Source organism: Psychrosphaera aquimarina, from assembly GCF_032461525.1.
Lineage (GTDB): Bacteria > Pseudomonadota > Gammaproteobacteria > Enterobacterales > Alteromonadaceae > Psychrosphaera > Psychrosphaera aquimarina.
In genome coordinates, this window is the sequence record NZ_JAWCUA010000007.1 from 84,102 (window position 1) to 107,562 (window position 23,461).

General features: G+C 37.5%; 19 protein-coding genes and 1 pseudogene. 6 read left to right on the plus strand and 14 right to left on the minus strand.

Annotated features, from left to right (window positions below):
• The first annotated feature begins 52 nt into the window (after positions 1-52).
• A complete protein-coding gene (mnmC1, locus tag RT723_RS07015; protein ID WP_315946450.1) occupies positions 53-1,357 on the plus strand; it encodes an FAD-dependent 5-carboxymethylaminomethyl-2-thiouridine(34) oxidoreductase MnmC1 in 1,305 nt (434 codons plus the stop codon).
• A 10-nt stretch (positions 1,358-1,367) separates the two neighbouring features.
• On the opposite strand, the gene RT723_RS07020 is transcribed toward mnmC1, so the two are convergent.
• Positions 1,368-2,249: a flagellar protein MotY gene (locus RT723_RS07020; RefSeq protein ID WP_315946451.1), complete on the minus strand. Its 882-nt coding sequence runs from the start codon at positions 2,247-2,249 to the stop codon at positions 1,368-1,370.
• Positions 2,250-2,574: 325 nt separating this feature from the next.
• Between RT723_RS07020 and rnt the strand changes: the two genes are divergently transcribed.
• Positions 2,575-3,279, plus strand: a complete 705-nt coding sequence (rnt, locus tag RT723_RS07025; protein WP_252731654.1) for a ribonuclease T — start codon at positions 2,575-2,577, stop codon at positions 3,277-3,279.
• Positions 3,280-3,397: 118 nt separating this feature from the next.
• Complete coding sequence (gene pssA / locus RT723_RS07030) at positions 3,398-4,195, plus strand: CDP-diacylglycerol--serine O-phosphatidyltransferase (protein ID WP_315946452.1); 798 nt, start codon at positions 3,398-3,400, stop codon at positions 4,193-4,195.
• A gap of 361 nt (positions 4,196-4,556) precedes the next feature.
• Here the strand turns inward: pssA and RT723_RS07035 are convergent, their stop codons facing one another.
• The 11 genes and pseudogenes from RT723_RS07035 to RT723_RS07085 form a co-directional block, all read right to left on the minus strand.
• A complete protein-coding gene (locus tag RT723_RS07035) occupies positions 4,557-6,497 on the minus strand; it encodes an alpha/beta hydrolase family protein (RefSeq protein ID WP_315946453.1) in 1,941 nt (646 codons plus the stop codon).
• 100 nt (positions 6,498-6,597) lie between these two features.
• Positions 6,598-7,113, minus strand: a complete 516-nt coding sequence (locus RT723_RS07040) for a phosphatidylglycerophosphatase A family protein (protein WP_315946454.1) — start codon at positions 7,111-7,113, stop codon at positions 6,598-6,600.
• The gene (gene thiL / locus RT723_RS07045) at positions 7,113-8,090 is read right to left on the minus strand and encodes a thiamine-phosphate kinase (protein ID WP_216054442.1); all 978 of its coding nucleotides are present in this window, start codon (positions 8,088-8,090) and stop codon (positions 7,113-7,115) included. The genes RT723_RS07040 and thiL overlap by 1 nt, the downstream gene beginning before the upstream one ends.
• 33 nt (positions 8,091-8,123) lie before the next feature.
• Positions 8,124-8,543, minus strand: a complete 420-nt coding sequence (gene nusB / locus RT723_RS07050; protein WP_216054443.1) for a transcription antitermination factor NusB — start codon at positions 8,541-8,543, stop codon at positions 8,124-8,126.
• 12 nt (positions 8,544-8,555) lie between these two features.
• Positions 8,556-9,020 carry a 6,7-dimethyl-8-ribityllumazine synthase gene (gene ribH, locus RT723_RS07055; protein ID WP_216054444.1) on the minus strand — a complete coding sequence of 155 codons (465 nt, stop codon included), beginning with the start codon at positions 9,018-9,020 and terminating at the stop codon, positions 8,556-8,558.
• 148 nt (positions 9,021-9,168) lie between these two features.
• Positions 9,169-10,278 (minus strand): bifunctional 3,4-dihydroxy-2-butanone-4-phosphate synthase/GTP cyclohydrolase II, encoded by a 1,110-nt coding sequence (gene ribBA / locus RT723_RS07060; protein WP_216054445.1) that lies wholly within the window; start codon positions 10,276-10,278, stop codon positions 9,169-9,171.
• Positions 10,279-10,316: 38 nt separating this feature from the next.
• Complete coding sequence (locus RT723_RS07065) at positions 10,317-10,958, minus strand: riboflavin synthase (protein ID WP_315946455.1); 642 nt, start codon at positions 10,956-10,958, stop codon at positions 10,317-10,319.
• Positions 10,959-10,961: 3 nt separating this feature from the next.
• Positions 10,962-12,128, minus strand: a complete 1,167-nt coding sequence (gene ribD, locus RT723_RS07070; protein ID WP_315946456.1) for a bifunctional diaminohydroxyphosphoribosylaminopyrimidine deaminase/5-amino-6-(5-phosphoribosylamino)uracil reductase RibD — start codon at positions 12,126-12,128, stop codon at positions 10,962-10,964.
• Between the two features lie 42 nt (positions 12,129-12,170).
• Complete coding sequence (gene nrdR / locus RT723_RS07075; protein WP_315946457.1) at positions 12,171-12,674, minus strand: transcriptional regulator NrdR; 504 nt, start codon at positions 12,672-12,674, stop codon at positions 12,171-12,173.
• Between the two features lie 142 nt (positions 12,675-12,816).
• Positions 12,817-14,074 (minus strand): annotated as a pseudogene (gene glyA, locus RT723_RS07080) (serine hydroxymethyltransferase).
• 268 nt (positions 14,075-14,342) lie between these two features.
• Positions 14,343-15,842 carry a KAP family P-loop NTPase fold protein gene (locus RT723_RS07085; protein WP_315946458.1) on the minus strand — a complete coding sequence of 500 codons (1,500 nt, stop codon included), beginning with the start codon at positions 15,840-15,842 and terminating at the stop codon, positions 14,343-14,345.
• A 312-nt stretch (positions 15,843-16,154) separates the two neighbouring features.
• Between RT723_RS07085 and ettA the strand changes: the two genes are divergently transcribed.
• The gene (gene ettA / locus RT723_RS07090) at positions 16,155-17,834 is read left to right on the plus strand and encodes an energy-dependent translational throttle protein EttA (protein WP_315946459.1); all 1,680 of its coding nucleotides are present in this window, start codon (positions 16,155-16,157) and stop codon (positions 17,832-17,834) included.
• Positions 17,835-17,969: 135 nt separating this feature from the next.
• Entirely contained in the window at positions 17,970-18,329 is a 360-nt protein-coding gene (locus RT723_RS07095; protein ID WP_315946460.1) for a PilZ domain-containing protein, read from the plus strand.
• Positions 18,330-18,439: 110 nt separating this feature from the next.
• Here RT723_RS07095 and radA read toward each other — a convergent pair whose 3' ends face one another.
• Entirely contained in the window at positions 18,440-19,804 is a 1,365-nt protein-coding gene (gene radA, locus RT723_RS07100; RefSeq protein ID WP_315946461.1) for a DNA repair protein RadA, read from the minus strand.
• A gap of 312 nt (positions 19,805-20,116) precedes the next feature.
• Here radA and RT723_RS07105 point away from each other — a divergent pair, with 312 nt between their 5' ends.
• Positions 20,117-22,648, plus strand: a complete 2,532-nt coding sequence (locus tag RT723_RS07105; RefSeq protein WP_315946462.1) for a PilZ domain-containing protein — start codon at positions 20,117-20,119, stop codon at positions 22,646-22,648.
• Positions 22,649-22,690: 42 nt separating this feature from the next.
• Here RT723_RS07105 and RT723_RS07110 read toward each other — a convergent pair whose 3' ends face one another.
• Complete coding sequence (locus RT723_RS07110) at positions 22,691-23,443, minus strand: SDR family oxidoreductase (RefSeq protein WP_315946463.1); 753 nt, start codon at positions 23,441-23,443, stop codon at positions 22,691-22,693.
• Between the last annotated feature and the right edge of the window lie 18 nt (positions 23,444-23,461).

Below are 23,461 nucleotides of genomic sequence, written 5' to 3' on the forward strand. Positions count from 1 at the left end.
ATGCTCTACATGGCACTTCCTAGAAAAATTTAACAGTGTATTAAACCTTAAAATGAATGCAGAATTATTTCACAGCGCACCAATCAAACTCGCTAATAACAAAAATAAAATCGCTGTTATAGGAGGAGGGATTTCGTCTGCCTGTTTAATTTTTCAATTGTTTCAACAAAACCCAAATCTAGAAATAACCTTATATTGTTGTGATGACGAATTAGGTTCTAGAGGATCAGGAAACCAACAAGGTGCTATTTACCCTTTATTGCAAGGTGGCCAATTTTCAGTTTTGGCTGAGTTATATTCTGAATGTTACACCTACGCCGTTAATTTCTATAAACAAGCAGACCAAACAGGCATAAACTTCACACATCAATGGTGTGGTGTATTACAACAAGCATTTACCCCTGAATTAGTTGAGAGGTTGAAACAAATAGCCAATGAGTGGCCCTTGTTAGGTCAGTATATTTCGTCTGAAAAATCATCTGAAATTGCTAATTTATCCTTACCATATGCCAGTTTATTTTTTAAAGATGGCGGTTGGCTTGCTCCAAAACAGTTCTGTCAAAATAGCATAACCCATTTAGTGGAACATTTTAATCTGACGGTTTTTACTAATACCCACATAACTAAACTGCATCAAACAAGTCAACAAAAGTGGCAATTAGAAAACAATCAACAAACGTTAACCGACATATTCGATCAAGTTGTTATCTGTACAGGCCATTTATCATCTCAGTATGAGCAAACCAAACAGTACGATATAATCCCTATTCGTGGTCAAGTCTCACACCTTAACCATTCAACCAAAGTCGCCCCGTTATCCACAGTCCTTTGCCATAATGGTTATATGACCCCTGCGACTGAAGCACTCCAGTGTTTTGGAGCCACTTTTGATCGAGGAGTTGACGATGAAGTTTCCACAGCTAAGGACAACATAAGAAATTTACAACAATTACAAGATGTATATTTAGAGCAAGACTGGGCAACTCAATTAACTGAAAACGACATTACCGGAGAGAATGCTGCGATTCGTGCTACTAGCCAAGATCATCACCCTATTGTTGGTGAAGTTATGAGTGATCATTGGGTTGATAGTAATGTTGACCAAAACAATGGGCTGTTAAAACGATTAGATAAGTTAAAGTTGGAAACCTACCCAAATTCCGATCATTATGGTTTGTATATTATGACAGGATTAGGCGCACGTGGATTAACCACCGCCCCTCTAATGGCAAAACATTTAACCGCTATAATGCTAAATACTGAAAGTCCGTTATCACCAAGATTAATTAAGTCTGTTTCGCCAATGCGGTTTCAGGTAAGAGAACTAAAGCGAAATAAATCGATAAAAAAAAGTTAAACCTTAATGATTAAGGTTTAACCATTTCAACCACAACGCGTCTGTTTGCTTGACGACCTAATTCAGTTTGATTTGACGCAATATGACGTTTTTCACCAAAACCTTCAATGGTAATTTTACTTTCATCAATGCCTGCGTCTACAAACATTTGTTTGATTTGTTCACCACGCTGAATCGAGACTTGTAAATTTTTCCAACGTCCGCCCCAAGAGTCACTATACGCTTTAACGGTGATCCCTTCGATTGCATTATCGTGTTTTAAATATTCTCTAACTTGATCTAATTTTGCTTTAGAGGGCTTATCTAACTCTGCCCCACCAAACTCAAAGTTTAGGTCTAGTTGCGCTATATCAGTAAAGTTGTACTGCAATAAGTTATCCATGCAATTTAAAAACTTAAAATAACTGTCAGTAAAGTTTGTCGCTGAAAGTGCAACCGCGACTCTGTCATGTTTATTGTGCCAGTCTGTATAATAAAGCGTTGGGAAAAAACCTTTCTCTAATTCAGTTAACATTACCCAAGCCGACTTCTCATCCACTTCACCATTGAACTGCTTACGCCATTGCATACTCGTAATGGGTTTGGAAGCAACCCCTGGACGCCAACGAGGTGGTACAGATTCGATATTGGCTAAACTATAGTCTGCAGGTAAACGCATCATATCCAATTCAAATTCCAGATTAGCAATTTTGCCGGCTTCACTTTTAAAAATGGCATAACCATAGTTGGGTATCTCGTGAGTTAAATCACATTGTAGCTTTGATTCGGTCGTGATATTCCACTTGGAGTTATTTAACGAACCGGAATAACGTCGATAATCGGCCTGCGCTGAGTACGGCAAAATCTGGCATATCATTGCCACTAGGATAAATAGAATTTTTACTTTATTCATACTCAACTTTATTATTTAGGTTTCACTAATAATGACCACAGACAATCTAACATTCATAGTTCATCTGCATGTTTAATCTATAAAAGGCATGAAAGCGGGTTTTAAGCTGCTTTGGAACCGTTTTATGTGCATAGTCGTTTATTTGACTAAGCAATATAAATACCACAACGCATGACAACAAACTGACAATTTAATGGTAATTACCATTTGTCTTGTCTTTTTAGCAAAGTCTTACACATTAAGTGCCAAATTATTAATAATGCCAATGCACAAAAAACTATTGCATGAGATAATATATAAAATTCATAAGAATCTGGTTACTGTTTTGTCTACAAATTCAAGCTCCACAAGTTCCGATGCGACAAACAATGTTGCTAACGTTGAAACTAACGCCAAAGACCCAAACTTACTTTCATCACGATTCCGAGGGTTTTACCCTGTTGTCATTGATGTTGAAACGGCGGGATTTAATGCTAAGACTGACGCTTTATTAGAAATTGCCGCAGTTACATTAAAAATGAATGATGAAGGTGTATTGGAAAAAGATCAAACATTCCACTTTCATGTTGAACCATTTGAAGGTGCGAATATCGAACAAGCCGCAATAGACTTTAATGGTATAGACCCATTTAACCCACTAAGAGGCGCAGTGCCTGAAAGTGAAATGGTAAAAGAAATATGCAAAGCCGTGCGTAAGGGCCAAAAAGAAGCCGGTTGTCATCGTTCTGTGATTGTGGCTCATAATGCTGCATTTGATCATGGTTTCTTTATGGCTGCAATTGAACGTGAAAAATACAAACGTGTTCCATTTCATCCTTTTGTGACTTTTGATACCACATCTTTTGCCGCATTAACTTTAGGCCAAACGGTATTAGCACAAGCTTGTATTCAGGCCGGACTAAGTTTTAATAATAAAGAAGCGCATTCAGCTATTTATGACACAGAAAAAACGGCTGAATTATTCTGTTATATGGTAAACAAATGGAAAGAACTTGGTGGTTGGCCATTAACTCCAACAACTGAAGATTAAATATTGCTATTTCACAGCATTTATTAGCGTGTTAATGTATTATTTTGTCAGAACAATAACTATGTTATTCTCTGCCTAAGTAACAAAAGTAATTTTAATTAATAATATCCAAGGTTTTATGACAAACAAATCAGATTCTCCAACAACAACTCGTCGCGGTATTTACTTACTTCCTAATTTGTTAACAACTGCCGGTTTATTTTCAGGCTTTTTTGCCGTAGTTTCTTCCATGAATGGAAACTTTGAAGCTGCAGCTGTCGCTATATTTGTCGCTATGATCTTTGACGGCTTAGATGGCCGCGTTGCCAGAATGACCAATACGCAAAGTGAATTTGGTGCTGAATACGACAGTATGGCCGACATAGTTTCATTCGGTGTGGCTCCCGCACTAGTAACGTATAACTTTGCACTAAATAGCTTAGGTAAATTTGGCTGGTTAGCTTCATTTATATTTGTTGCTTGTGCAGCATTAAGACTTGCTCGTTTTAATACACAAATTGGTGTTGCTGACGGCCGTTATTTCCAAGGTCTAGCCTCTCCAGCTGCTGCTGCTGTTATTGCGGCAACGGTATGGACTGCTGTTGGATTTGAAATTGATGGTCACGATTACGGTGTGTATTTAGCAATTATCACAGTGGTCACTGGATTATTAATGGTCAGTAATTTCCGTTATAGCTCATTTAAAGAAATTGAATGGCGCGGAAAAGTCCCATTTGTTGCGGTATTAGTGATAGTTCTTGTTTTCACATTTGTCGCAGCTCGCCCAGCTGAGGTGCTATTAGCGGTATTTGGTTTATATGCGCTTTCAGGCCCAATTATTACGATTAAAACGGTTAAGAAATTAAAGTTAGAACATGTTGTTGGTGATGATACTGAAACCGATGCTGATTTTAACGACAAAGATAAAAAAGATTAACATCCAGTTATTCTGTAAAAAAGCCTACCACTGTGTAGGTTTTTTTATAGCTGGTATTTATAACCACTGTATAACAGCTTATAAGTTGGAGATTTAATCTATCATTCATTATAGAGAGCTTTTCAGCTTATCGTTTGATACAGTTTTTGTGTTCCTAGCTTACGACTATAATTACCCACTCATTCCCCCCTTAGTTAGATAAGCTTGCAGCCTATTCTCACTTAGTGCTTACGATGTGATATACAGTTAAAACAATCAATATCTATTTTCTTGTGACAAGGCTATTTAAAGACAATTGTGCACATAAAAAAGTCGAGTGTTTGAGCACTCGACTTTCAATAACTTGAATATTTATAATAATCTAATTGATATGTTCATCAATAAACTCAATCATTAAGCCCATTGCTTCTTTACGGTTAGTGGCATCATTTAAGTAGTGAGTACCATAATCAAACAACTTAAATTCCACGTCTTTTTTAGCCTTTTTAAGCGCTTTAAACATACCTTCCGATTGACGATAATTAACACTCATATCAACTTTTCCATGGATCAATAACACAGGCGCTTTAAATTTGTCTGCATAATGTACTGGCGATATCAAATCAAGATCATTTTCTTCACCATTAACCGCATTATCAATATAACTCTGATAACCAAAGTATTTCCATTGCACAACTTGGTCATCCATATCACTTATACCGGCAATACTTACAATACAGTTAAATAAATCAGGTGTTTGATAGCCCGCAGTTAAAGCTGCATATCCACCGTAACTGGCACCAACAATACAACTATTCTTAGTATCAACAATATCTTTAGCTTTTATCCAATTCATAGCATCAACTAGGTCTGATTGCATCTTCTTCCCCCATTGAGAGTATCCAGATGCTAGATATTCATTACCAAAGCCACCTGACCCACGATAATTAACTTGCAATACAGCATAGCCTCTACTAGCAAAAAGTTGCACAAAAGGGTCAAAGTATTGAGTGTCTCTTACCCCGTATGGTCCACCATGAGGATGTAAAATTAATGGAGGATTTTCAACCCCTTCTGGCATCGTTAAATAACCGTATAGCGTCATACCATCTTGAGCTTTAAATTCAATGGGCTTAACCGGCGACAGCTTTTCTTTGCTCAAGCTAGGATATTGCCCAAACCATTTTGAAATTTTCTTTTTCTCTCTGTCAAAAAGAAAGAATTGCCCAGGTTTATCGTCACTTACACCGTATATAATATATTTGTTTGCTGCTTTATCCCAATCATACAAATACGCCTTCAATCCTTGTTTTGAGAATATTGATGTTATTTGTTGATTCAAGGCTTCATTTTTTTCGTCAAAATAAACGCGTTGTACAAAGTTATCGGTATATGTAAAACCAACGACATTTCTTTTATCTCCGCTAAACTTCGAAATACTACCGTCGATATCATAATTACCGGGAGCTTCACCAAGTAACTCAAATTCTTCTGTCGATATGTGATATCGCCATAACGCATTTTTATTCAACTCACGATTACTGATCACAACAATTGAATTCGTATCTTGCTCATACAATACAGGCGAAAATGTTGCTTCTTTATATGCTTCTCTTTTTTTGGCCAGTTCCCAATCAGATTCATTGTTTTTACGAATATATATATAACTGAAGTCCGTCTTTTCATTATCATCAGTACCCATAGCCATTAATATTTCGCCACTTTTATTAACTTGCCAGCTATTAATTTTCAATCCATTAGGTAAGTATTTAGTAAATGTTCCATCGACAATATTCACTTTAAAAACTGATGAATAGTAATTGTCACGCCAATCTCTAACTGTGACTAAAATATGGTTTGGATCTTGTTCTAAAATGCTTAACAAATGAGGACTACTACGGTATGCATCTAAGTTATCTTTTACACGTTGTTTTTTGGATAACTCAAATGTGTTACTGCCATCAATTTTTACAGAATAAATATGTGTTGTACGTAAACGATAAAACAAATACTTAATCGGTTGTGTAACTGTAACTAAAACCCGCTCATTATTAGCCCAGTTTATACTTTCTATCCTATATTTTTCACCCGATAAGCCAACTACAGGTACCACTTGACTTGGGTTATTAAAAGGAGAAATAGCAACTTGTGTTTCATCATCTCTATTTATGATTACAGCAATATTTTTACCATCAGGTGAAATACTTGGCTGCTGTACCATAGGCATTTGGTTAAAACTTGAAAGTGGAATTTTTTTAGCCTGGATAGCCGATGTGTATAAAGTTAAAAAAAATGTGATAAATATAAGGCTATATTTGAACATTATTTCCTCCTTGAAAATAAAGTATGATATTGATTTTATTATGTATTAACAAATTACCGATAGGTGACATTGCTGTCAAGTTAGTTAATATAGAATTGGCCTAATGTATAAATGGCTGTAGGTAAAATAATATTCCGGCTGAAATTATACCAGCAACAATATCGTCTATCATAATGCCTAAACCACCATGGACATGTTTGTCTAACCAAGATATTGGCCAAGGCTTGATAATGTCAAAAAAGCGAAACAGGATAAATCCAGCGAGTACGTTCATCCAAGTGAACGGCACAAAACACATGGTAATAAAGAAACCGGCAAACTCATCCCACACTATAGCTTTATGATCATGAACACCAATATCATCCGCTGCTTTGCCACAAATATATGGACCAACTAAACAAACTAATAATGTGAATAACCAAAACGTCCAATCAGGTGCGTACACAAAACAAAGATAAAATGGAATTGCGGCTACCGTTCCGAATGTACCTGGGCTGAAAGGCAATAAACCACTGCCAAAACCGGTTGCTAAAAGGTGTGTTTTATTACAAAGATTAAAGTTTCTTTCTTGCATAGTCTTTTCTGGTTCACCCTTTTCTGATTTAGGCTCTGACATTAGTTTTCCTCAGACGAAAAGTGCTGATAACCATTTAAGTTTGGTAATGGATATTTTTGACCCGATTTGACTAAACATATTCCACTGTCACCACCTCTAACTTGACCAATACAGGTAAAAGGAACCCCCATGGCTGTGGCATTTTGTTCTAAGTAACCTTTTTGCTCTTCTGGCACAGTAAATAACAGTTCATAATCTTCACCACCAATTAACGCCATCTCTATTGCACTATCTTCATCTAAACTGTCTAAAACCGCTTGTGAAATAGGCAAATTTGCGACATCTATTTCTGCAGACACATTTGATGCGTTCAAAATATGAGATAAGTCTTGAATTAGACCATCAGAAATATCAATGGCAGAAGTGGCAGCATGACGTAATACTTGTCCCGCAGCTAATCTTGCAACGGGATAGTTAAATTTTCTTTGTGCTTGTTCTAAATGTTCTGCTTTAACATTTATTTTATTTAATTTTGACGCGACCGTTAGTGCTGAGTCGCCGAGAGAGCCAGTAACATATATCCAATCACCAGACTTAGCACCACTTCTAATTAATGCTTTATTTTCTGGTACAAAACCTTTCAAACAAACAGTAACCGTTAATGGACCTTGTGTCGTGTCACCGCCAATGATTTGTACATTAAAGTATTCTGCAACCTCAAATAGACCATTAGAGAATTCTTCGACCCACTTCTCATCTGAAGTTGGTAACGTTATCGCAACAGAGGCCCAAGCAGGCTCAGCACCCATTGCAGCAAAGTCACTTAAATTAACAGCTAAACAACGATGGCCAATAGAACGCGGAGACGCATCTGGGAAGAAGTGAGTATTCTCCACCATAGTATCGGTGGCAACTACAAGAAGCTTGTCTTGCGGTACACGTGTTAGGGCGGCATCATCGCCAACACCTAACACTACATCCTTGCGTTTTGGCCCACGCTCGGAGAAATATTTCCGAATGAGCTCAAACTCTTTCATTCCAATTTCCTACAACACATTTGTTTTTTTGAATTACAGTAACGGTACGCGTAAATCTTTAACCGCTTTATCAAGTACACCATTAACAAAGCGATGGCTATCGTCAGCACCAAACTTTTTAGCAAGTTCAATACCTTCGTTAATAGCTACTTTATATGGAACGTCAACACGATACTTAAGTTCGAATGCTGTTAAACGTAAGATCGCTTTTTCGATTTGATCGACTTCTTCAAAAGGACGTTCGGTATAAGGCATTAAAGCAACGTCAATTTCTTTATAATGCGCAGCAACACCACGGATTAATTCTTGGAAGTATTGAACATCAACTTTAGCTACATCATTGTCCAACAACATTTGTTGTTCAATATCCGTAACGTGATTTTGACTGAGTTGCCATGAGTAAATAGCTTGTACTGCTAATCCTCTGGCTTTTCTTCTTGCTGCAGGTTTCATTAAATGAGCGTCCTAAAGTTGAGCCATTACATTGACCATTTCAAGCGCGCTTAATGCCGCTTCGCCACCTTTGTTACCAGCTTTTGTGCCAGCACGTTCTATGGCTTGCTCAATGCTATCTGTTGTGATCACGCCAAACGCGACTGGAATATCAAATTCCAAAGAAACATTAGCTAAACCTTTATTACATTCGCCAGCGACAAAATCAAAATGTGGTGTACCACCACGAATGACCGCACCAATCGCAATAATTGCATCGTATTTGCCAGACTTAGCTATTTTTTTAGCGGCAACAGGAAGCTCATACGCACCAGGGACATAAACAACCGTAATATCTTCATCAGATACTTCACCGTGACGATCTAACGCATCAAGCGCTCCGTCTAATAAACTGTCCACTATAAAGTGATTAAAACGTGAAACTACAACAGCAAATTTTTTACCTGTAGCACGGAAGTTGCCTTCAATGATGTTCATTCGTAAACCTTTCTATTTTACTTAAAAAATTTTGCGCGATAATAACACAACAAAATCTTTGATGTTAGGGATAAGCTTTTTTATAGCCAATGAATTAAATATTAATCATCAGAAACGCACATTTAATCGTAACTGGTGAGTTATTTTTTTATTCACTTACGTATTCTGTCACTTCTAAGCCAAAACCAGATAATGCATGGTATTTCTTAGGTGAACTTAACAGTCGCATTTTTTTAACGCCTAATTGCGCTAACATTTGTGAACCAACACCAACATTACGTGATGTGCCCGTCCATTTAGCTGGGGCTAAGGTTTCACCTGAGTCTTCAGCTTCAAAGCGTTTCACTATATTAATAAGGTCAGCGGTATCTTCTTGTTTACCTAATAAGACAAACACGCCACCTTCTGCAGCAATTTTTTCAAGTGCACTGTCAATGGCATAACTTCTATTCACTGAACGGTCAGAAGACAAAAGATCACTAAACGTATTCTGTAAATGAACACGAACTAAAGGTGACTCTTGTTGTTCAATATCACCTTTAACCAAAGCAAAATGTACTTGCTCATCAATCGTGTCTTTAAAAGTATATAAATCAAATTCACCAAACTTAGTTGGTAGTTTACATTTAGCGATACGTTCAACTGTAGTTTCGTTTAAATTACGATATTCAATTAAATCGGCGATGGTACCAATTTTTAAATCATGTTTTTCTGCAAAGATCTCTAAATCTGGTCTGCGAGCCATAGAGCCATCTTCGTTCAAGATCTCAACGATAACACCCGCATCTATACGTCCAGCTAAACGAGCCAAATCAACTGCCGCTTCTGTATGACCTGCACGCGTTAATACGCCACCTTTTTTAGCAACCAGTGGGAATATATGTCCAGGCTGCACTATGTCAGACGGTTTTGGGTTTACCGAAACCGCAGCTTGTACTGTACGAGCCCTATCCGCCGCGCTAATCCCAGTAGTAACACCTTCGGCTGCTTCAATCGACACCGTAAAATTTGTGGCAAACTGTGCATTGTTATTATCTACCATTAATGACAAATTAAGCGCTATAGCTCTTTCTTCTGTCATTGGTAAACACACTAATCCACGAGCATGAGTTACCATAAAGTTAATATGTTCAGGCGTTAGCATGTCTGCTGCCATGATCAAATCACCTTCATTTTCCCTATCTTCATCATCCATCAAAATGACCATTTTGCCATGACGGATATCTTCTATTATTTCTTCAGGGGTATTTAATTTCATTTCTTCTACCAGAATCGTTTAAATCTAAAATGAAGGTTCTATTTCAAAAAACCTGACTTTGCTAACAAACCCATAGTGACGCCTTCGTCTGATTTGCTCACCAAACGCTCGACATAACGAGCGATTATATCAACTTCTACATTTACTGCAGCACCTACTGTTAAATTTTCCAAGGTGGTTTGAGCCGACGTATGCGGAACTATGGTTAACTTAAATTGTTGCACTTCGACTTCATTCACCGTCAAGCTTACGCCGTCTATGGTTATTGAGCCTTTTTTTACTATGTATTTTTTTATGTCATTGGGTAATTCAAACCATAAATCAATGGCACGACCGTTATTGATAACTTTTAATAACTTAGCTACCGTATCAACATGACCACTGACCATATGACCACCAAAACGCGTGGTTGGTAACATGGCTTTCTCAAGATTAACCATCTGACCATTTTTATAATGTGCAAATCCGGTATGTTTAATGGTTTCATTTGAAACATCGGCCACATAACCGTCATTTAGAAGTTCAACAACCGTCAAACAAACACCATTGGTGGCAATACTGTCACCTAACTTAACATCAGATAAATCCAGTTCACCGCTATTTACTGTAACTTGATAATCGCCGCCCTTTTTTACTAAAGAGCTGATCTTGCCTGTCGCTTCAACTATTCCTGTGAACACGGATTATTCCTCAGATTTCTTAAACTTAGAATTGTTAACATAACTTAGGCGCAGATCTTGGCCTAACTGAACAAGTTGTTTTAATTGCAAATCAATGACTTGCTCCATGGAACTAAATGGCCCTACAGGCATAACATCCTGCGCGTTTACTCCCATGATTTTAGGTGCGATATAAACCACTAATTGATCAAACAATTGTTGTTCAATTATATAGGCTGCTAACGTCGCCCCCGCTTCTACCCACAAGTTATTGATCTCATTAATACCACACCAATCTAACAAACGTGCAATATCAAACTTGCCTTTTGTCAGATCGTAAGGAATTTGAAGATATTTAACATTTGTCCGTTGGCTTTCTGGCATTGGGTCAGTGTCGTTTCTAACAATAACAATAGGTGTATTGTCATCAAATAATGCCAGCTTATCTTGCAACTTAGGGTCTAATTCACCACGACTGTCTAAAATTATTTTTATTGGCTGCCTAATTTCAGAAACGACGTCATTAAAAGGATACTGGAAATTGAGCTGTTCCTTACGCACATTTAATTTGGCGTTGTCGGCAATCACTGTTTTAGCAGTTGATAAGATGGCACATGAAGCCGCTCGATACGTTTGAACATCCGCCCTTGCTTGAGCTGAGGTGATCCATTTGCTTTGACCATTACCAAGCGCTGATTTTCCATCTAAAGAAGACGCCATTTTAACGGTTACAAATGGACGTTTACGTTCCATTCTAGATAAAAAACCTGTGTTAATGGCTCTAGCATCATCCTCTAATAACCCAAGTTTGACATCAACACCAGCCTGCATTAACAATAATATGCCTTTGCCCGCGACTAATGGATTTGGGTCTAACATGGCAACGACAACACGTTTGATGTTGGCGTCAATTAAACGATTTGCACAAGGTGGTGTTCGACCAAAATGACTGCATGGTTCTAAGGTTACATAAGCGGTTGCGTCGGTGGTTTGTTCCGGTGTTAAGTTTGCTAATGCGTTAACTTCAGCATGTCCGGAACCCGCTTTTTGATGCCAACCTTCGCCAATAATTTGGTTATCTTTAACAACCACGCAGCCCACATTTGGATTTGGGCTAGTGGAGAATCGGCCACTTTTAGCTAAATTAATAGCTCTAGCCATAAATTGGTGATCTGCTAGAGAAAAGCTCATAGAGTTATCTTAATAATCAAGGTTAAACCTTTTCTTAAACCGCTATCTAATCGAATAGCTTGGATTGAAGTTTGCTAAGTTCATTTTTTTATCCGCTTGTTGACCGATTTTAGCAATCTCTTCACCAAACTCTTTAATATCTTCAAATGAACGATAAACAGAGGCAAATCTTACATAAGCCACTTTATCCACTTGTACTAAACCATCCATGATTAAGTTACCAATAAATTCAGAGCTGACTTCTCGCTCGCCAGTCATTCGTATTTCTTTTTTGATGCTCAGTATTAATTGTTCAACTTGTTCTGTGCTGACAGGTCGTTTTTCTAGGGCTCGTAAAATACCAGCACACATTTTATCTTCATTAAATGGTTCACGTTTTCCGTCCCGCTTTACCACTTTAGGCATGACTAACTCCGCCCCTTCAAAGGTAGTAAAACGTTCATTACATAAATTGCACTCTCTACGGCGACGAACTTGTGAACCACCACCAACTAAACGGGAGTCAATTACTTTAGTTTCCGTTGCTGAACAAAATGGACAATGCATAAAAAAACCTACTAGTTATACGAGATGAAGTTGCTTGTTAATATAAATAAAGAAAAGAGTATTTTATATCAATAAAAAAGCCGCGAAAATCGCGGCTTAGTTTAACACAGCTAACAGGCTGTTTTCGAGCAACTATTTATGCTTATGCGTAAACAGGGAATCGAGCACAAAGGTCTTGTACTTTTGCTTTAACAGCTTGAATGTTTGCTTCGTCTTCAATGTTATCTAAAACGTCACAGATTAAGTTTGTTAACTCAACCATTTCGGCTTCTTTCATACCACGACGAGTAACCGCTGGTGTACCTAAACGTAAACCAGAAGTAACAAAAGGAGAGCGTGGGTCATTTGGCACAGAGTTTTTATTTACTGTGATAAATGCTTTACCTAATGCCGCGTCTGCATCTTTACCTGTCATGTCTTTAGCAATTAGAATCAACTAAGAACAAATGATTATGTGTGCCATTAGATACGATATCGTAACCACGAGACATCATCACTTCACACATTTTCTTAGCATTTATAACAACTTGCTTTTGGTATTCTTTAAAGTCAGGTTGTAACGCTTCTTTAAACGCCACTGCTTTTGCAGCAATAACGTGACATAAAGGACCACCTTGACCACCTGGGAATACAGCGCTGTTTAATTTTTTATAAACTGCTTCGTCACCACAACCAGAAATGATTAATCCGCCACGTGGACCGGCTAATGTTTTATGAGTTGTTGTTGTTACAACGTGAGCATGTGGTACTGGATTTGGGTATTCACCTGCAGCAACAAGACCTGCAACGTGAGCCATATCAACAAATAAGTACGCGCCAACTTCATCCGCAATTTTACGGAAACGAGCCCAATCAACAATACCTGAGTATGCAGAGAAACCAGCAATAATCATCGCAGGTTTATGTTCACGAGCTAGTGCTTCAACTTCTTCGTAATCTAATTCACCGGTTTCTTCATTAATGCCGTATTGAACTGCATTGTAGATTTTACCAGAGAAACTTACGTGAGAACCGTGAGTTAAGTGACCACCGTGCGCTAGGCTCATACCTAACACTGTATCGCCAGGATTAATTAATGCTTGGAATACCGCAGAGTTTGCTTGAGAACCAGAATGTGGTTGAACGTTAGCGTAATCAGAACCAAATAACTGGTTAGCACGATCGATAGCTAATTGCTCAGAAACATCAACATACTCACAACCACCGTAATAACGTTTGCCAGGGTAACCTTCAGCATATTTATTGGTTAATTGTGAACCTTGAGCTTCCATAACACGAGGACTACAGTAGTTCTCAGAAGCGATCAACTCAATGTGATCTTCTTGACGCTTAGTTTCTTGTTGAATAGATTCCCATAATTCTGGGTCAAAATCGGCGATATTCATATCACGAGTTAGCATATCCACACCTCGGCTAATTTAAGTCTCTAACAATGGTTAAAAGTTGAAGTTACAAAACAAAATTTGGCCGTATAATACGCGCAAATTAAAAAAAATAATATAGCCGGAGCATTAGAAATATTTATGATTTAGAACAATTAAGTATCGTGCGAATCGTTTATTTGGCTTTCGGGTTTTACAGCTATTAAATTATGAAACTTATAAGTATGCGTATGAGTTATTTATATGGTTATCAAAACATAGATTTAAGACAATCGTGCCTATGTTGTTATTCAATATGCCCTGATAATTCGATAACTTTTTGATGATCTTCCCAAAGCCAGTATTTATAATTTTCATTATTGAAATCCGATACTATTTTTATTAACAACTCTTTGCTTATATTATGCTTACGAGTATCTCTAAATAAATTTATTTTCGAGAAGTCAGTTGTTTGTAATGCCAACATTTCAACAGGACCATTGAAAAAATCGTTCGAGTAACCGTTCCCTTCATATTTAGTTTTTGATTTACCTAAACTGACGCAGCGAAACATTGAGCTAACAACGGACTCAACATTAAATTGACAATCCTCGGTATTAGTTCTAATAATAGGTACTTCAGTCTCAGTGTCATTTCTACGCTCTGTTAACCAAATTTTGTCTGAATGCTGCCCTATTAACCCTGCAATTAAGACCACCGAGTTTACAACAACGGGAGATTCTTCAGCTAATCTATTGATATAGTCCAAAGTTGCAAAATACCTACTTAGGACTTGGTCTATATCTCTTAACTCCATATCATTTGATTTAAATAAACAAGCGAACAGTTCTGCGTTGTCATAATGATTCTCATGATATGGATTTATAATTACGTTTGGATTGTTGTAATGAGTAAACCTATCTTCTGTCGTAGCCATATAATTCTCAATTGATACTTGTGGCAAATTAACTTTTCTATCAAAAAAACGGCGCAAATAATGTTTGGAGTCAAATTTTGAACCATATATAGATTGGATAGATTGCTCTAATACATCAGTGTTAGTTGATAATAGGAAAGTACAACCATTAGTTTCAAAAAAGTGTTTAACAACTTCTAATACCTCTACTGCATAAGTTGGCCGACATCTGTCTAATTCATCAATAATTATTATGATAGGGACTTTAAGATCATATATATCTTCCATAAACACTGACAGTGTTGTTATGTGTTCTTTAATATCTTTCAAAGCGATTACGGCTTCTATATGTAAGTCTTTAACTGAATCAATCAACTTTTTAGAATGACTTCTTGGATCAATATCAGGAGTAGCATCAAGAACTTTTGCGGTTGACGATGAAATTTTTGAAGATGCTGGTTCACCTGCAACTAAAGAAGCTGCAGCAAATGCTTTTAGACCAGTACTAAGGGACTTTTTTAAAGCATTTAATGTCCTTTTCGCCTTGGTACTAAGACTGTATTTATCTCTTGGAGCTTCTTTATCAAATACATTTTCTAATTGTTGAATTAACTCACTGCAGATAATAGCTAGAGGGTTGTTAGAAAAGTCACTCTCCCAAACGTCAAAGTAAACTACAGGGTGTTTCTCTTTAGCTAAGTGAGTATATAAGCGTCTAACGAACTGAGTCTTACCAGATCCAAATTGACCATTGAGGTTTATTACTCGACTACCAGATGTTAAATGTGAGGCTAAAAAAGTACCGTACTCCTCCCTCCCTGCTTTACAAGTGCCCCAATTGTAGATGTCTTTCCATTCATTATATTTGCTAGCGTGTGAGTAAACTTCCATATTCTTACTTTCTTGAGGATTTTATTAAAGATTAACTAGGTGAGCCATTTAGAGCAAGCCAAAATTCTAATTTAAATGTTTATTAGCTGACCTTTTAAAAGTAGATTAATTTAAACTAAAACCCTACATTTGAGACTTATTCTATTGGTTTTTCAATGTTTAATAGTTCGTCAATTACACCTTTATTAGTTGATCTTACAAGCCTTAATCCGATACCATCCTTAATACATTTGAATGGCTTATATAAACCATTCAACATTGCTAAATACTGGCAGTGAAACGAACATCCACTTTTATTTTTAAGGTCTCAATATGGCTCAGCCGTTACCAGATAAATTCATCATGTCGATGAACCGCGTTTCCAAGATTGTTCCACCGAAACGTACAATATTAAAAGACATTTCATTAAGTTTTTTCCCTGGCGCTAAAATTGGTGTTTTGGGTTTAAACGGGTCAGGTAAATCAAGCTTACTCAAAATCATGGCGGGTGTTGATACTGAATTTGAAGGTGAAGCAAAACTTCTTTCCGGCACCAAAGTAGGTTATTTGCCTCAGGAACCTCAACTTGATGAAAACCAAACTGTGCGTGAAGCGGTTGAAGAAGCAGTATCTGAAGTAAAAAATGCGATGGCGCGTCTTGACCAAGTTTATAGTGAATATGCTGAAGAAGGTGCTGACTTTGATAAACTGGCTAAAGAGCAAGGTCAATTAGAAGATATTATCAACGCTCAAGATGGCCACAACATCGATAATGTTTTAGAGCGTGCAGCAGACGCTTTACGTTTACCAGAATGGGACCAAAAGATTGCAGTTCTCAGTGGTGGTGAACGTCGTCGTGTAGCCTTGTGTCGTTTATTACTTGAAAAACCAGACATGTTATTACTTGATGAACCAACTAACCACTTGGATGCGGAATCAGTAGCTTGGTTGGAGCGTTTCTTACATGATTACTCAGGTACAGTTGTAGCCATAACCCATGATAGATATTTCTTAGATAATGTAGCTGGTTGGATTTTAGAATTAGACCGTGGCCACGGCATTCCTTATGAAGGTAATTACACCAACTGGCTTGAGCAAAAAGACGCACGTCTTGAACAAGAGAAACGTACCGAAAATGCCTTAGCAAAAACCATTAAACATGAGCTTGACTGGGTTCGCTCTAATCCCAAGGGACGTCAAGCAAAAAGTAAAGCCCGTATGGCTCGCTTTGAAGAATTATCAAGTAATGAAAACCAAAAGCGTAATGAAACCAATGAATTATATATTCCACCTGGGCCTCGACTTGGCGATAAAGTCATTGACGTTGAGAATTTAACTAAATCGTATGGCGATCGTGTCTTGATTGATGATTTAAGTTTCTCTATTCCTAAAGGCGCTATTGTCGGTATTATTGGCGCTAACGGCGCAGGTAAATCGACTTTATTTAAAATGCTTTCCGGCGCTGAAACCCCAGACTCGGGCACCGTCACCCTAGGTGAAACAGTAAAACTGGCCAGTGTTGATCAATTCCGTGACGATATGGAAGATTCTAAAACGGTTTATGAAGAAATATCGGAAGGCAGTGAACTGATCCAAATCGGTAATTATGAAGTACCAGCGCGCGCTTATGTGAGCCGCTTTAACTTTAAAGGCACCGATCAACAAAAAGTTATTGGTCAGCTGTCTGGTGGTGAGCGTAATCGTGTTCATTTAGCTAAGTTAGTTAAAACCGGTGGTAATGTATTATTACTCGACGAACCAACAAATGACTTGGATATTGAGACTTTACGAGCATTGGAAGAAGCGATTCTAGAATTCCCAGGTTGTGCTATGGTTATTTCACATGACCGTTGGTTCCTAGATAGAATTGCAACTCACATAATCGATTATCGCGATGAAGGTCAAGTGAGTTTCTTTGAAGGTAACTTTACTGAATATGACGAATGGTTGAAAAAAACCTATGGTGCAGCAGCGACTGAACCACATAGAATTAAATATAAACGTTTAAACTAATATTGTAATTTTATTTAATAATTAAAAGGGCTAACAGCCCTTTTTTATTACTTGCAATTTACGTTTTCTAGTTCCATGCTAACAAACACTATTTGTTCTTATAATTAAACTCAATTCAGCTAATAAGGTTTGACCATGGAAGATAATAGACGTTTTACTCGCATCATTTTTTCTACCCCTGCTCAATTAACCATACAAGGTCAAACTTTCCAGACCAGTTTGGTTGACTTGTCGTTAAAAGGCGCTCTAGTCAGTTATACACAAGAACTTGATGACTCGGTAAACAAATCATGTACTTTGTCATTTACCTTGCCAGACACAGAAATAGAAATAAACATTGAAGGGTCAATTACCCATGTTGAACATCATAATATAGGCATCGTCTGTTCTAAAATTGATTTGGACAGTGTGTCCCATTTAAAACGCTTAATTGCCCTTAACTTGGGCAATGAAGATATATTAGATAGAGAGCTTACAAGTTTAACTTACCCTTAAAATCGTTTGATCTTTGCCTGCTTTGCATCACAAAAATCAAACATTTAACGCCTAATATCTAACACTATGCTTGGTTATAAGCGCTTTCCATGTGTTTTTAGCTTTGATTTTTATAAATGCTCTAATGCTTCTGACAGTCTTGCTATACCAATAACTTTCATACCCGGTATGGCGTCTTTCGGCATATTAGCCTTTGGGACTATGGCTTTTTTAAAACCATGTTTTGCCGCTTCCCTCAGTCTTTCTTGTCCGCTAGGCACTGGGCGTATTTCGCCGGCTAACCCCACTTCTCCAAAAACGACTAATTCACGATCTAGCGGTTGATCTCTAAAACTTGAAACCATAGCTAATAATAATGCCAAATCTACGCTGGTTTCTGACACTTTGACACCGCCAACAACATTCACAAATACGTCTTGGTCCCCTAACATCAAGCCACCGTGTCGATGTAATACCGCTAATAACATTGCTAATCTATTTTGATCTAAACCAACAGCAATTCGTCTTGGGTTACCCATTTGAGATGCATCGACTAACGCTTGAATTTCAACTAATAGTGGGCGGGTTCCCTCCCACAATACAGTTACAGAACTCCCGGACGAATCTCCTTCAGCTCGGTTTAAAAATATAGCAGACGGATTAGTGACTTCTTTTAATCCTTTGTCCGTCATGGCAAAAACACCTAACTCATTTACCGCACCAAATCTATTTTTGGTGCCTCTTAATGTTCTATATCTGCCATCTTCATCACCATCAAGCATCACACTCGCATCAATACAATGCTCTAACACTTTTGGTCCCGCTAATGAGCCATCCTTAGTTACGTGTCCAACTAACACAACCGCCACATTATTTTGTTTAGCAAAGCGAGTTAGATACGCCGCACCTTCTCTTACTTGAGAAACACTTCCAGGCGCTGATTGCACATCTAAAACATGCATAACTTGAATCGAGTCTACAACAATAATCGCCGGCTTTAGATTAACAGCATGGGTACAAATCGTTTCAACGTTGGTTTCTGCCAACACATTTAACTTATCTGACGGCAAACCTAATCTATGGGCTCGCATAGCCACTTGCTGTAAACTTTCTTCACCGGTGACATATAAAGTAGTCATGTGTTGAGCTAAATAACACATTGTTTGTAACAATAATGTACTTTTACCCGCGCCAGGACTACCACCAATTAAAATGGCTGATCCCGGAACAATACCGCCGCCTAACACTCGATCTAACTCTTTATAACCGCTGCTAAATCTTGGTAAAGCTTGTAAATCAATATTACTTAACGTTTGTACTTTATTTTCAACTTGACCAGCATAACCAACATATTTTGCAGTAGCGGAACTTTGTTTAGGCGCAACACGAAACTCTGATATGGTATTCCAAGCCCCACATTCGCTACATTGCCCTTGCCAACGCGGAAATTCACCACCACAATCACTACATACATACGCTATTTTTGCTTTTGCCATTTATTTAACATTTCCTTTATACATTTAAGTCACACAGCATCTATTGAAGTTTACCCGATAATAATGCTTACAATAAGCTTAAACTAATTTCTAATACGCAATTAATTGAATGGTGTCTTGTATCTGGCAAACGAGTTGCTTTAGAATCTTATTCTAATTTTCTATGGCATATATGTTGCTTAGGTTAGACACTAGACAAAATAGCATAGCAATATCAATCAATTAACCTTAAATAACTGATGATTAATAATGGCTATGACTTTAATTACTATTAACCAGTAAGAATAATAAAAACAAGGGGTTACTTAATTTATGGCAGCTGACTTACAGGAATTCAATGGCATCATTGAAGATCTAAAAGCAGTGATCAATCAACCGGATTTTGACGCTCAGTTCAAAGCCGCGACTGATGATGTGCCTAAATCAAAGCAATTCCTGATCAAGATGGAGCTCAAACGTTTAGCTCAACCTTGTAATCGACTTATCGATCTTCGCGGCAGTGTAGATGGTGAACCCACTATCTTTGAGCACAAAGGTCAAATTCATTACCTTGACGAATTAGCCAAAAATATATTTCTTGAGCAAGTTGAAAAGTTTGGCCGTTACACCATAGGTGTTTATGAAACGGTTTTACAAGCTGACAACAACTTTAGGATTATGCATAAGATCCAACAAGAAAAGCGTCAAGTTGAAAAAGACAAATCATTAGCCCCTACTCAAGTAGTTAAAAAAACAAATAAAGTAGTAGAGAAAGTTATATCAGACTATGGCGGAGAAATTGTTCACTTTACCCAATATGGGATACGGCACGAAGAACGGATGAACTTCAGCATTAATGTTGAATTGCAATTTGGTATTGGCAATGTATTAAAAGCCAGTACAAGTGATCTGTCTATTAGTGGCGCTAAAGTTAAAATTCCAGCGGCCAAAGAAGTCGCCTTAGGGCAAAAAGTGGCTCTGTATTTAACTGGTCTGGAGGAAGAGTTTTCTCTTGGTTTAAAAGACGGTATTCAATATGAAATTGTCGGGATAGAAAGTGCCGGCGCCAATTACAATTATATTCGCATGAAACGTTCTTTTGCCGAAGATGTTACGTCTTTTGACGAATTTTTAAGTACCTTTATTAACGGCAATAAACGTAAATATAAAGTCAATTTAGAAAATACCTTAGACGCTATTATTATCAAAGGTTTTGAACAATATTACTTGCCAAGATCGACTTTCTTACCTGTTTTCATGCGTGAAATACAAGGCAGATTATTACCGACTATGGCACTCGCTACAGAAAATAATCGTGAAACGTTAGGTTATTTTAGTGATGAAAATAAAAACTTAGTTTTGCAACAGATCCTAAATAAACCAAGGTTAGAAGCTATTATAGATTCTGACAATTTGGTTAACGAGTCTTTATTATTTTGTTTTACCCATGCTAAACAAGGCAAACTCTATTTTTACAGTGCAACATCAGAAGAGTTAAACCAACAGCCAGATTTAAAAAGTGCTTTTCTTGGTTTTGGTGCCAAAAAAGCCAGTTGGAAGGTATTCAAATTACAAATATCAATCGCCAATGAAAAAGACGCTTATTTACCATTATCTATTCCTGATAGCGCCGGTGAAGAAATAAAGCAATTAAACCAACCTCCGTCTGACAAAATTATGGCGATGTTGAAAGATTTAAAATACGTGGTCAGTATGACCCCAATTAAAGGCGATGACTTTGCTGAGCAGTACCAAGTAAATCACAAGTTTAATCAAGCGTTAGTTCCCAAATTAACTCACTTTGGTCATCCAAAGTTAAAACGTTATATTTCTGTTGCAGTAGAATCAATTGAGTACGTTAATTTACGTTCTGAAGCTCGTTACCTTTATAAGTCAGGGATCACCATTGAAGATCCAGAGTCTGAGGAAAATATTAAAGGTGAAACAAGGGACTTTTCCGAACATGGTTTACAGATAGTCCTTGAAGAGGCTGGTGAACATAAAAAAGGCGACATCATTTTATTGGCGATGCCTGATTTTCAAAAAGTCACCAAAGCATTTAAATTGCAAAAATTACCTTATGAAGTAATGACTATTTCGCGTAATAAACTCATTATGAACCTTCGTACGTACGAACCTAATGGTGAACACCCTGCTGCGACATTTTTTAGACGTTTGATCAGTCAGAATATAAGTAAATTAACGCCGGCTAAAATGCAGAGTAAATTCCCAGGATTATCTAAATGTTTACGTAATATTGCAGCTAAAAGCATTCACAACCTGCCAGTTTATTTTGCCAAAGAAAACAGCAAATTAAAGGTTAATACGGTTGGTAAAGGTACTGAAACTAATTTATTGCATCAGATGTTACAAAAGTATAAACCAGATGATCATGCAACTACCTTTTATCCATTATTAAAAGGCAATGCATTAATTTCAGTTTTCGCACCTGTGTTAACAAAATTAAAACGCACTGACAGACCAGAATATATTGATTTATATGTTCGCTTCCGCCCAAGAGAAGAAACAGAAGATCGTGCTTTCATTGCTCAATACAATGATCAATTTATGACCAATGAAAAATTGGCTAGTTTTGTTAGCTCAACATTACAGTCAGATTTGTTCTTTGCATATCGTATCTTTATATCAAGAACAGGTCGTCCTGACATGGACTATATCGCCAAAGAACTAGCTTACGTTGGTAATTACGCCATTCACCGAGCGCAAGAACTAGAAGAGCGCTTATGGAGCATCATTGGTGTCGGTGATGTCATTGATATCTCTGACGAAGTAATGACCCGATTAGGGTTCAAAACCGAGCAGTTAAGACAACAAATGATGAAGAAAAATCGTTTGGTTGATTAATACCTAGTTATTAAAGATTAACGCTTCATTCGCTAATCTTGATTACAAACCACCAGCTAAATCTAAGAAGTTACCTGTCGAAAATGACGACTTCTCAGACGCCAACCAAAAAATAGCTTCGGCAACTTCTATTGGAAACCCGCCTCTTTTTAATGGTATCAAATCTTTTAATCTTTCGATTCGGTCAGGTTCTCCGCCATCGGCATGCATGTCGGTGTGAATTAAACCAGGGCGTACACAATTTACTCTAATACCTTCATCAGCAACTTCTAATGAAAGTCCTTTTGTAAGGGTATCTATTGCACCTTTGGAAGCAGCATAATCGATGTATTCGTTTGGTGATCCAGACCTTGCTGCGCCAGACGAGACATTAACAATAACGCCGCCTAAACCTCCATTCTTGGTAGACATACGTTTAACCGCTTCTCGGCTACAAATAAAATAACTGGTAACGTTGTTAATGAGAATTTCATTTATCCGCTGTGCATTCATCTGCTCTAAGCGTGATTGTTGTTTTAAAATTCCAGCGTTATTAATCAGGATTGATAACTGACCTAATTCTATGTCAACCGTTGTGAACAATCGCTCTACATCTTGCTCACAAGAGACATCTGCTTGTACCGTAATACATTTACCACCTTTATCTTTGATACGCTCAGCTAAAGACTCTGCGGCTTGTGAGTTATTTTTATAATTAATACAAATGGCGTAACCGTTATCTGCAAAAAGCGTCGCTGTTGCGGCACCAATACCACGACCTCCTCCTGTAATTATTACCACTTTTTGTTTAGTCATTAATTGCCCTTTAAAACA

What these genes read in the sequence shown, in the direction of transcription:
- RT723_RS07085 (WP_315946458.1), bottom strand. Translation starts at nt 15,842, where the DNA reads ATGGAAGTTTACTCACACGCTAGCAAATATAATGAATGGAAAGACATC.
- RT723_RS07035 (WP_315946453.1), bottom strand. Translation starts at nt 6,497, where the DNA reads ATGTTCAAATATAGCCTTATATTTATCACATTTTTTTTAACTTTATAC.
- ribD (WP_315946456.1), bottom strand. Translation starts at nt 12,128, where the DNA reads ATGAGCTTTTCTCTAGCAGATCACCAATTTATGGCTAGAGCTATTAAT.
- RT723_RS07095 (WP_315946460.1), top strand. Translation starts at nt 17,970, where the DNA reads ATGGAAGATAATAGACGTTTTACTCGCATCATTTTTTCTACCCCTGCT.
- ettA (WP_315946459.1), top strand. Translation starts at nt 16,155, where the DNA reads ATGGCTCAGCCGTTACCAGATAAATTCATCATGTCGATGAACCGCGTT.
- RT723_RS07110 (WP_315946463.1), bottom strand. Translation starts at nt 23,443, where the DNA reads ATGACTAAACAAAAAGTGGTAATAATTACAGGAGGAGGTCGTGGTATT.
- radA (WP_315946461.1), bottom strand. Translation starts at nt 19,804, where the DNA reads ATGGCAAAAGCAAAAATAGCGTATGTATGTAGTGATTGTGGTGGTGAA.
- RT723_RS07105 (WP_315946462.1), top strand. Translation starts at nt 20,117, where the DNA reads ATGGCAGCTGACTTACAGGAATTCAATGGCATCATTGAAGATCTAAAA.
- ribBA (WP_216054445.1), bottom strand. Translation starts at nt 10,278, where the DNA reads ATGAAATTAAATACCCCTGAAGAAATAATAGAAGATATCCGTCATGGC.
- RT723_RS07040 (WP_315946454.1), bottom strand. Translation starts at nt 7,113, where the DNA reads ATGTCAGAGCCTAAATCAGAAAAGGGTGAACCAGAAAAGACTATGCAA.
- RT723_RS07020 (WP_315946451.1), bottom strand. Translation starts at nt 2,249, where the DNA reads ATGAATAAAGTAAAAATTCTATTTATCCTAGTGGCAATGATATGCCAG.
- ribH (WP_216054444.1), bottom strand. Translation starts at nt 9,020, where the DNA reads ATGAACATCATTGAAGGCAACTTCCGTGCTACAGGTAAAAAATTTGCT.
- nusB (WP_216054443.1), bottom strand. Translation starts at nt 8,543, where the DNA reads ATGAAACCTGCAGCAAGAAGAAAAGCCAGAGGATTAGCAGTACAAGCT.
- thiL (WP_216054442.1), bottom strand. Translation starts at nt 8,090, where the DNA reads ATGAAAGAGTTTGAGCTCATTCGGAAATATTTCTCCGAGCGTGGGCCA.
- nrdR (WP_315946457.1), bottom strand. Translation starts at nt 12,674, where the DNA reads ATGCATTGTCCATTTTGTTCAGCAACGGAAACTAAAGTAATTGACTCC.
- mnmC1 (WP_315946450.1), top strand. Translation starts at nt 53, where the DNA reads ATGAATGCAGAATTATTTCACAGCGCACCAATCAAACTCGCTAATAAC.
- pssA (WP_315946452.1), top strand. Translation starts at nt 3,398, where the DNA reads ATGACAAACAAATCAGATTCTCCAACAACAACTCGTCGCGGTATTTAC.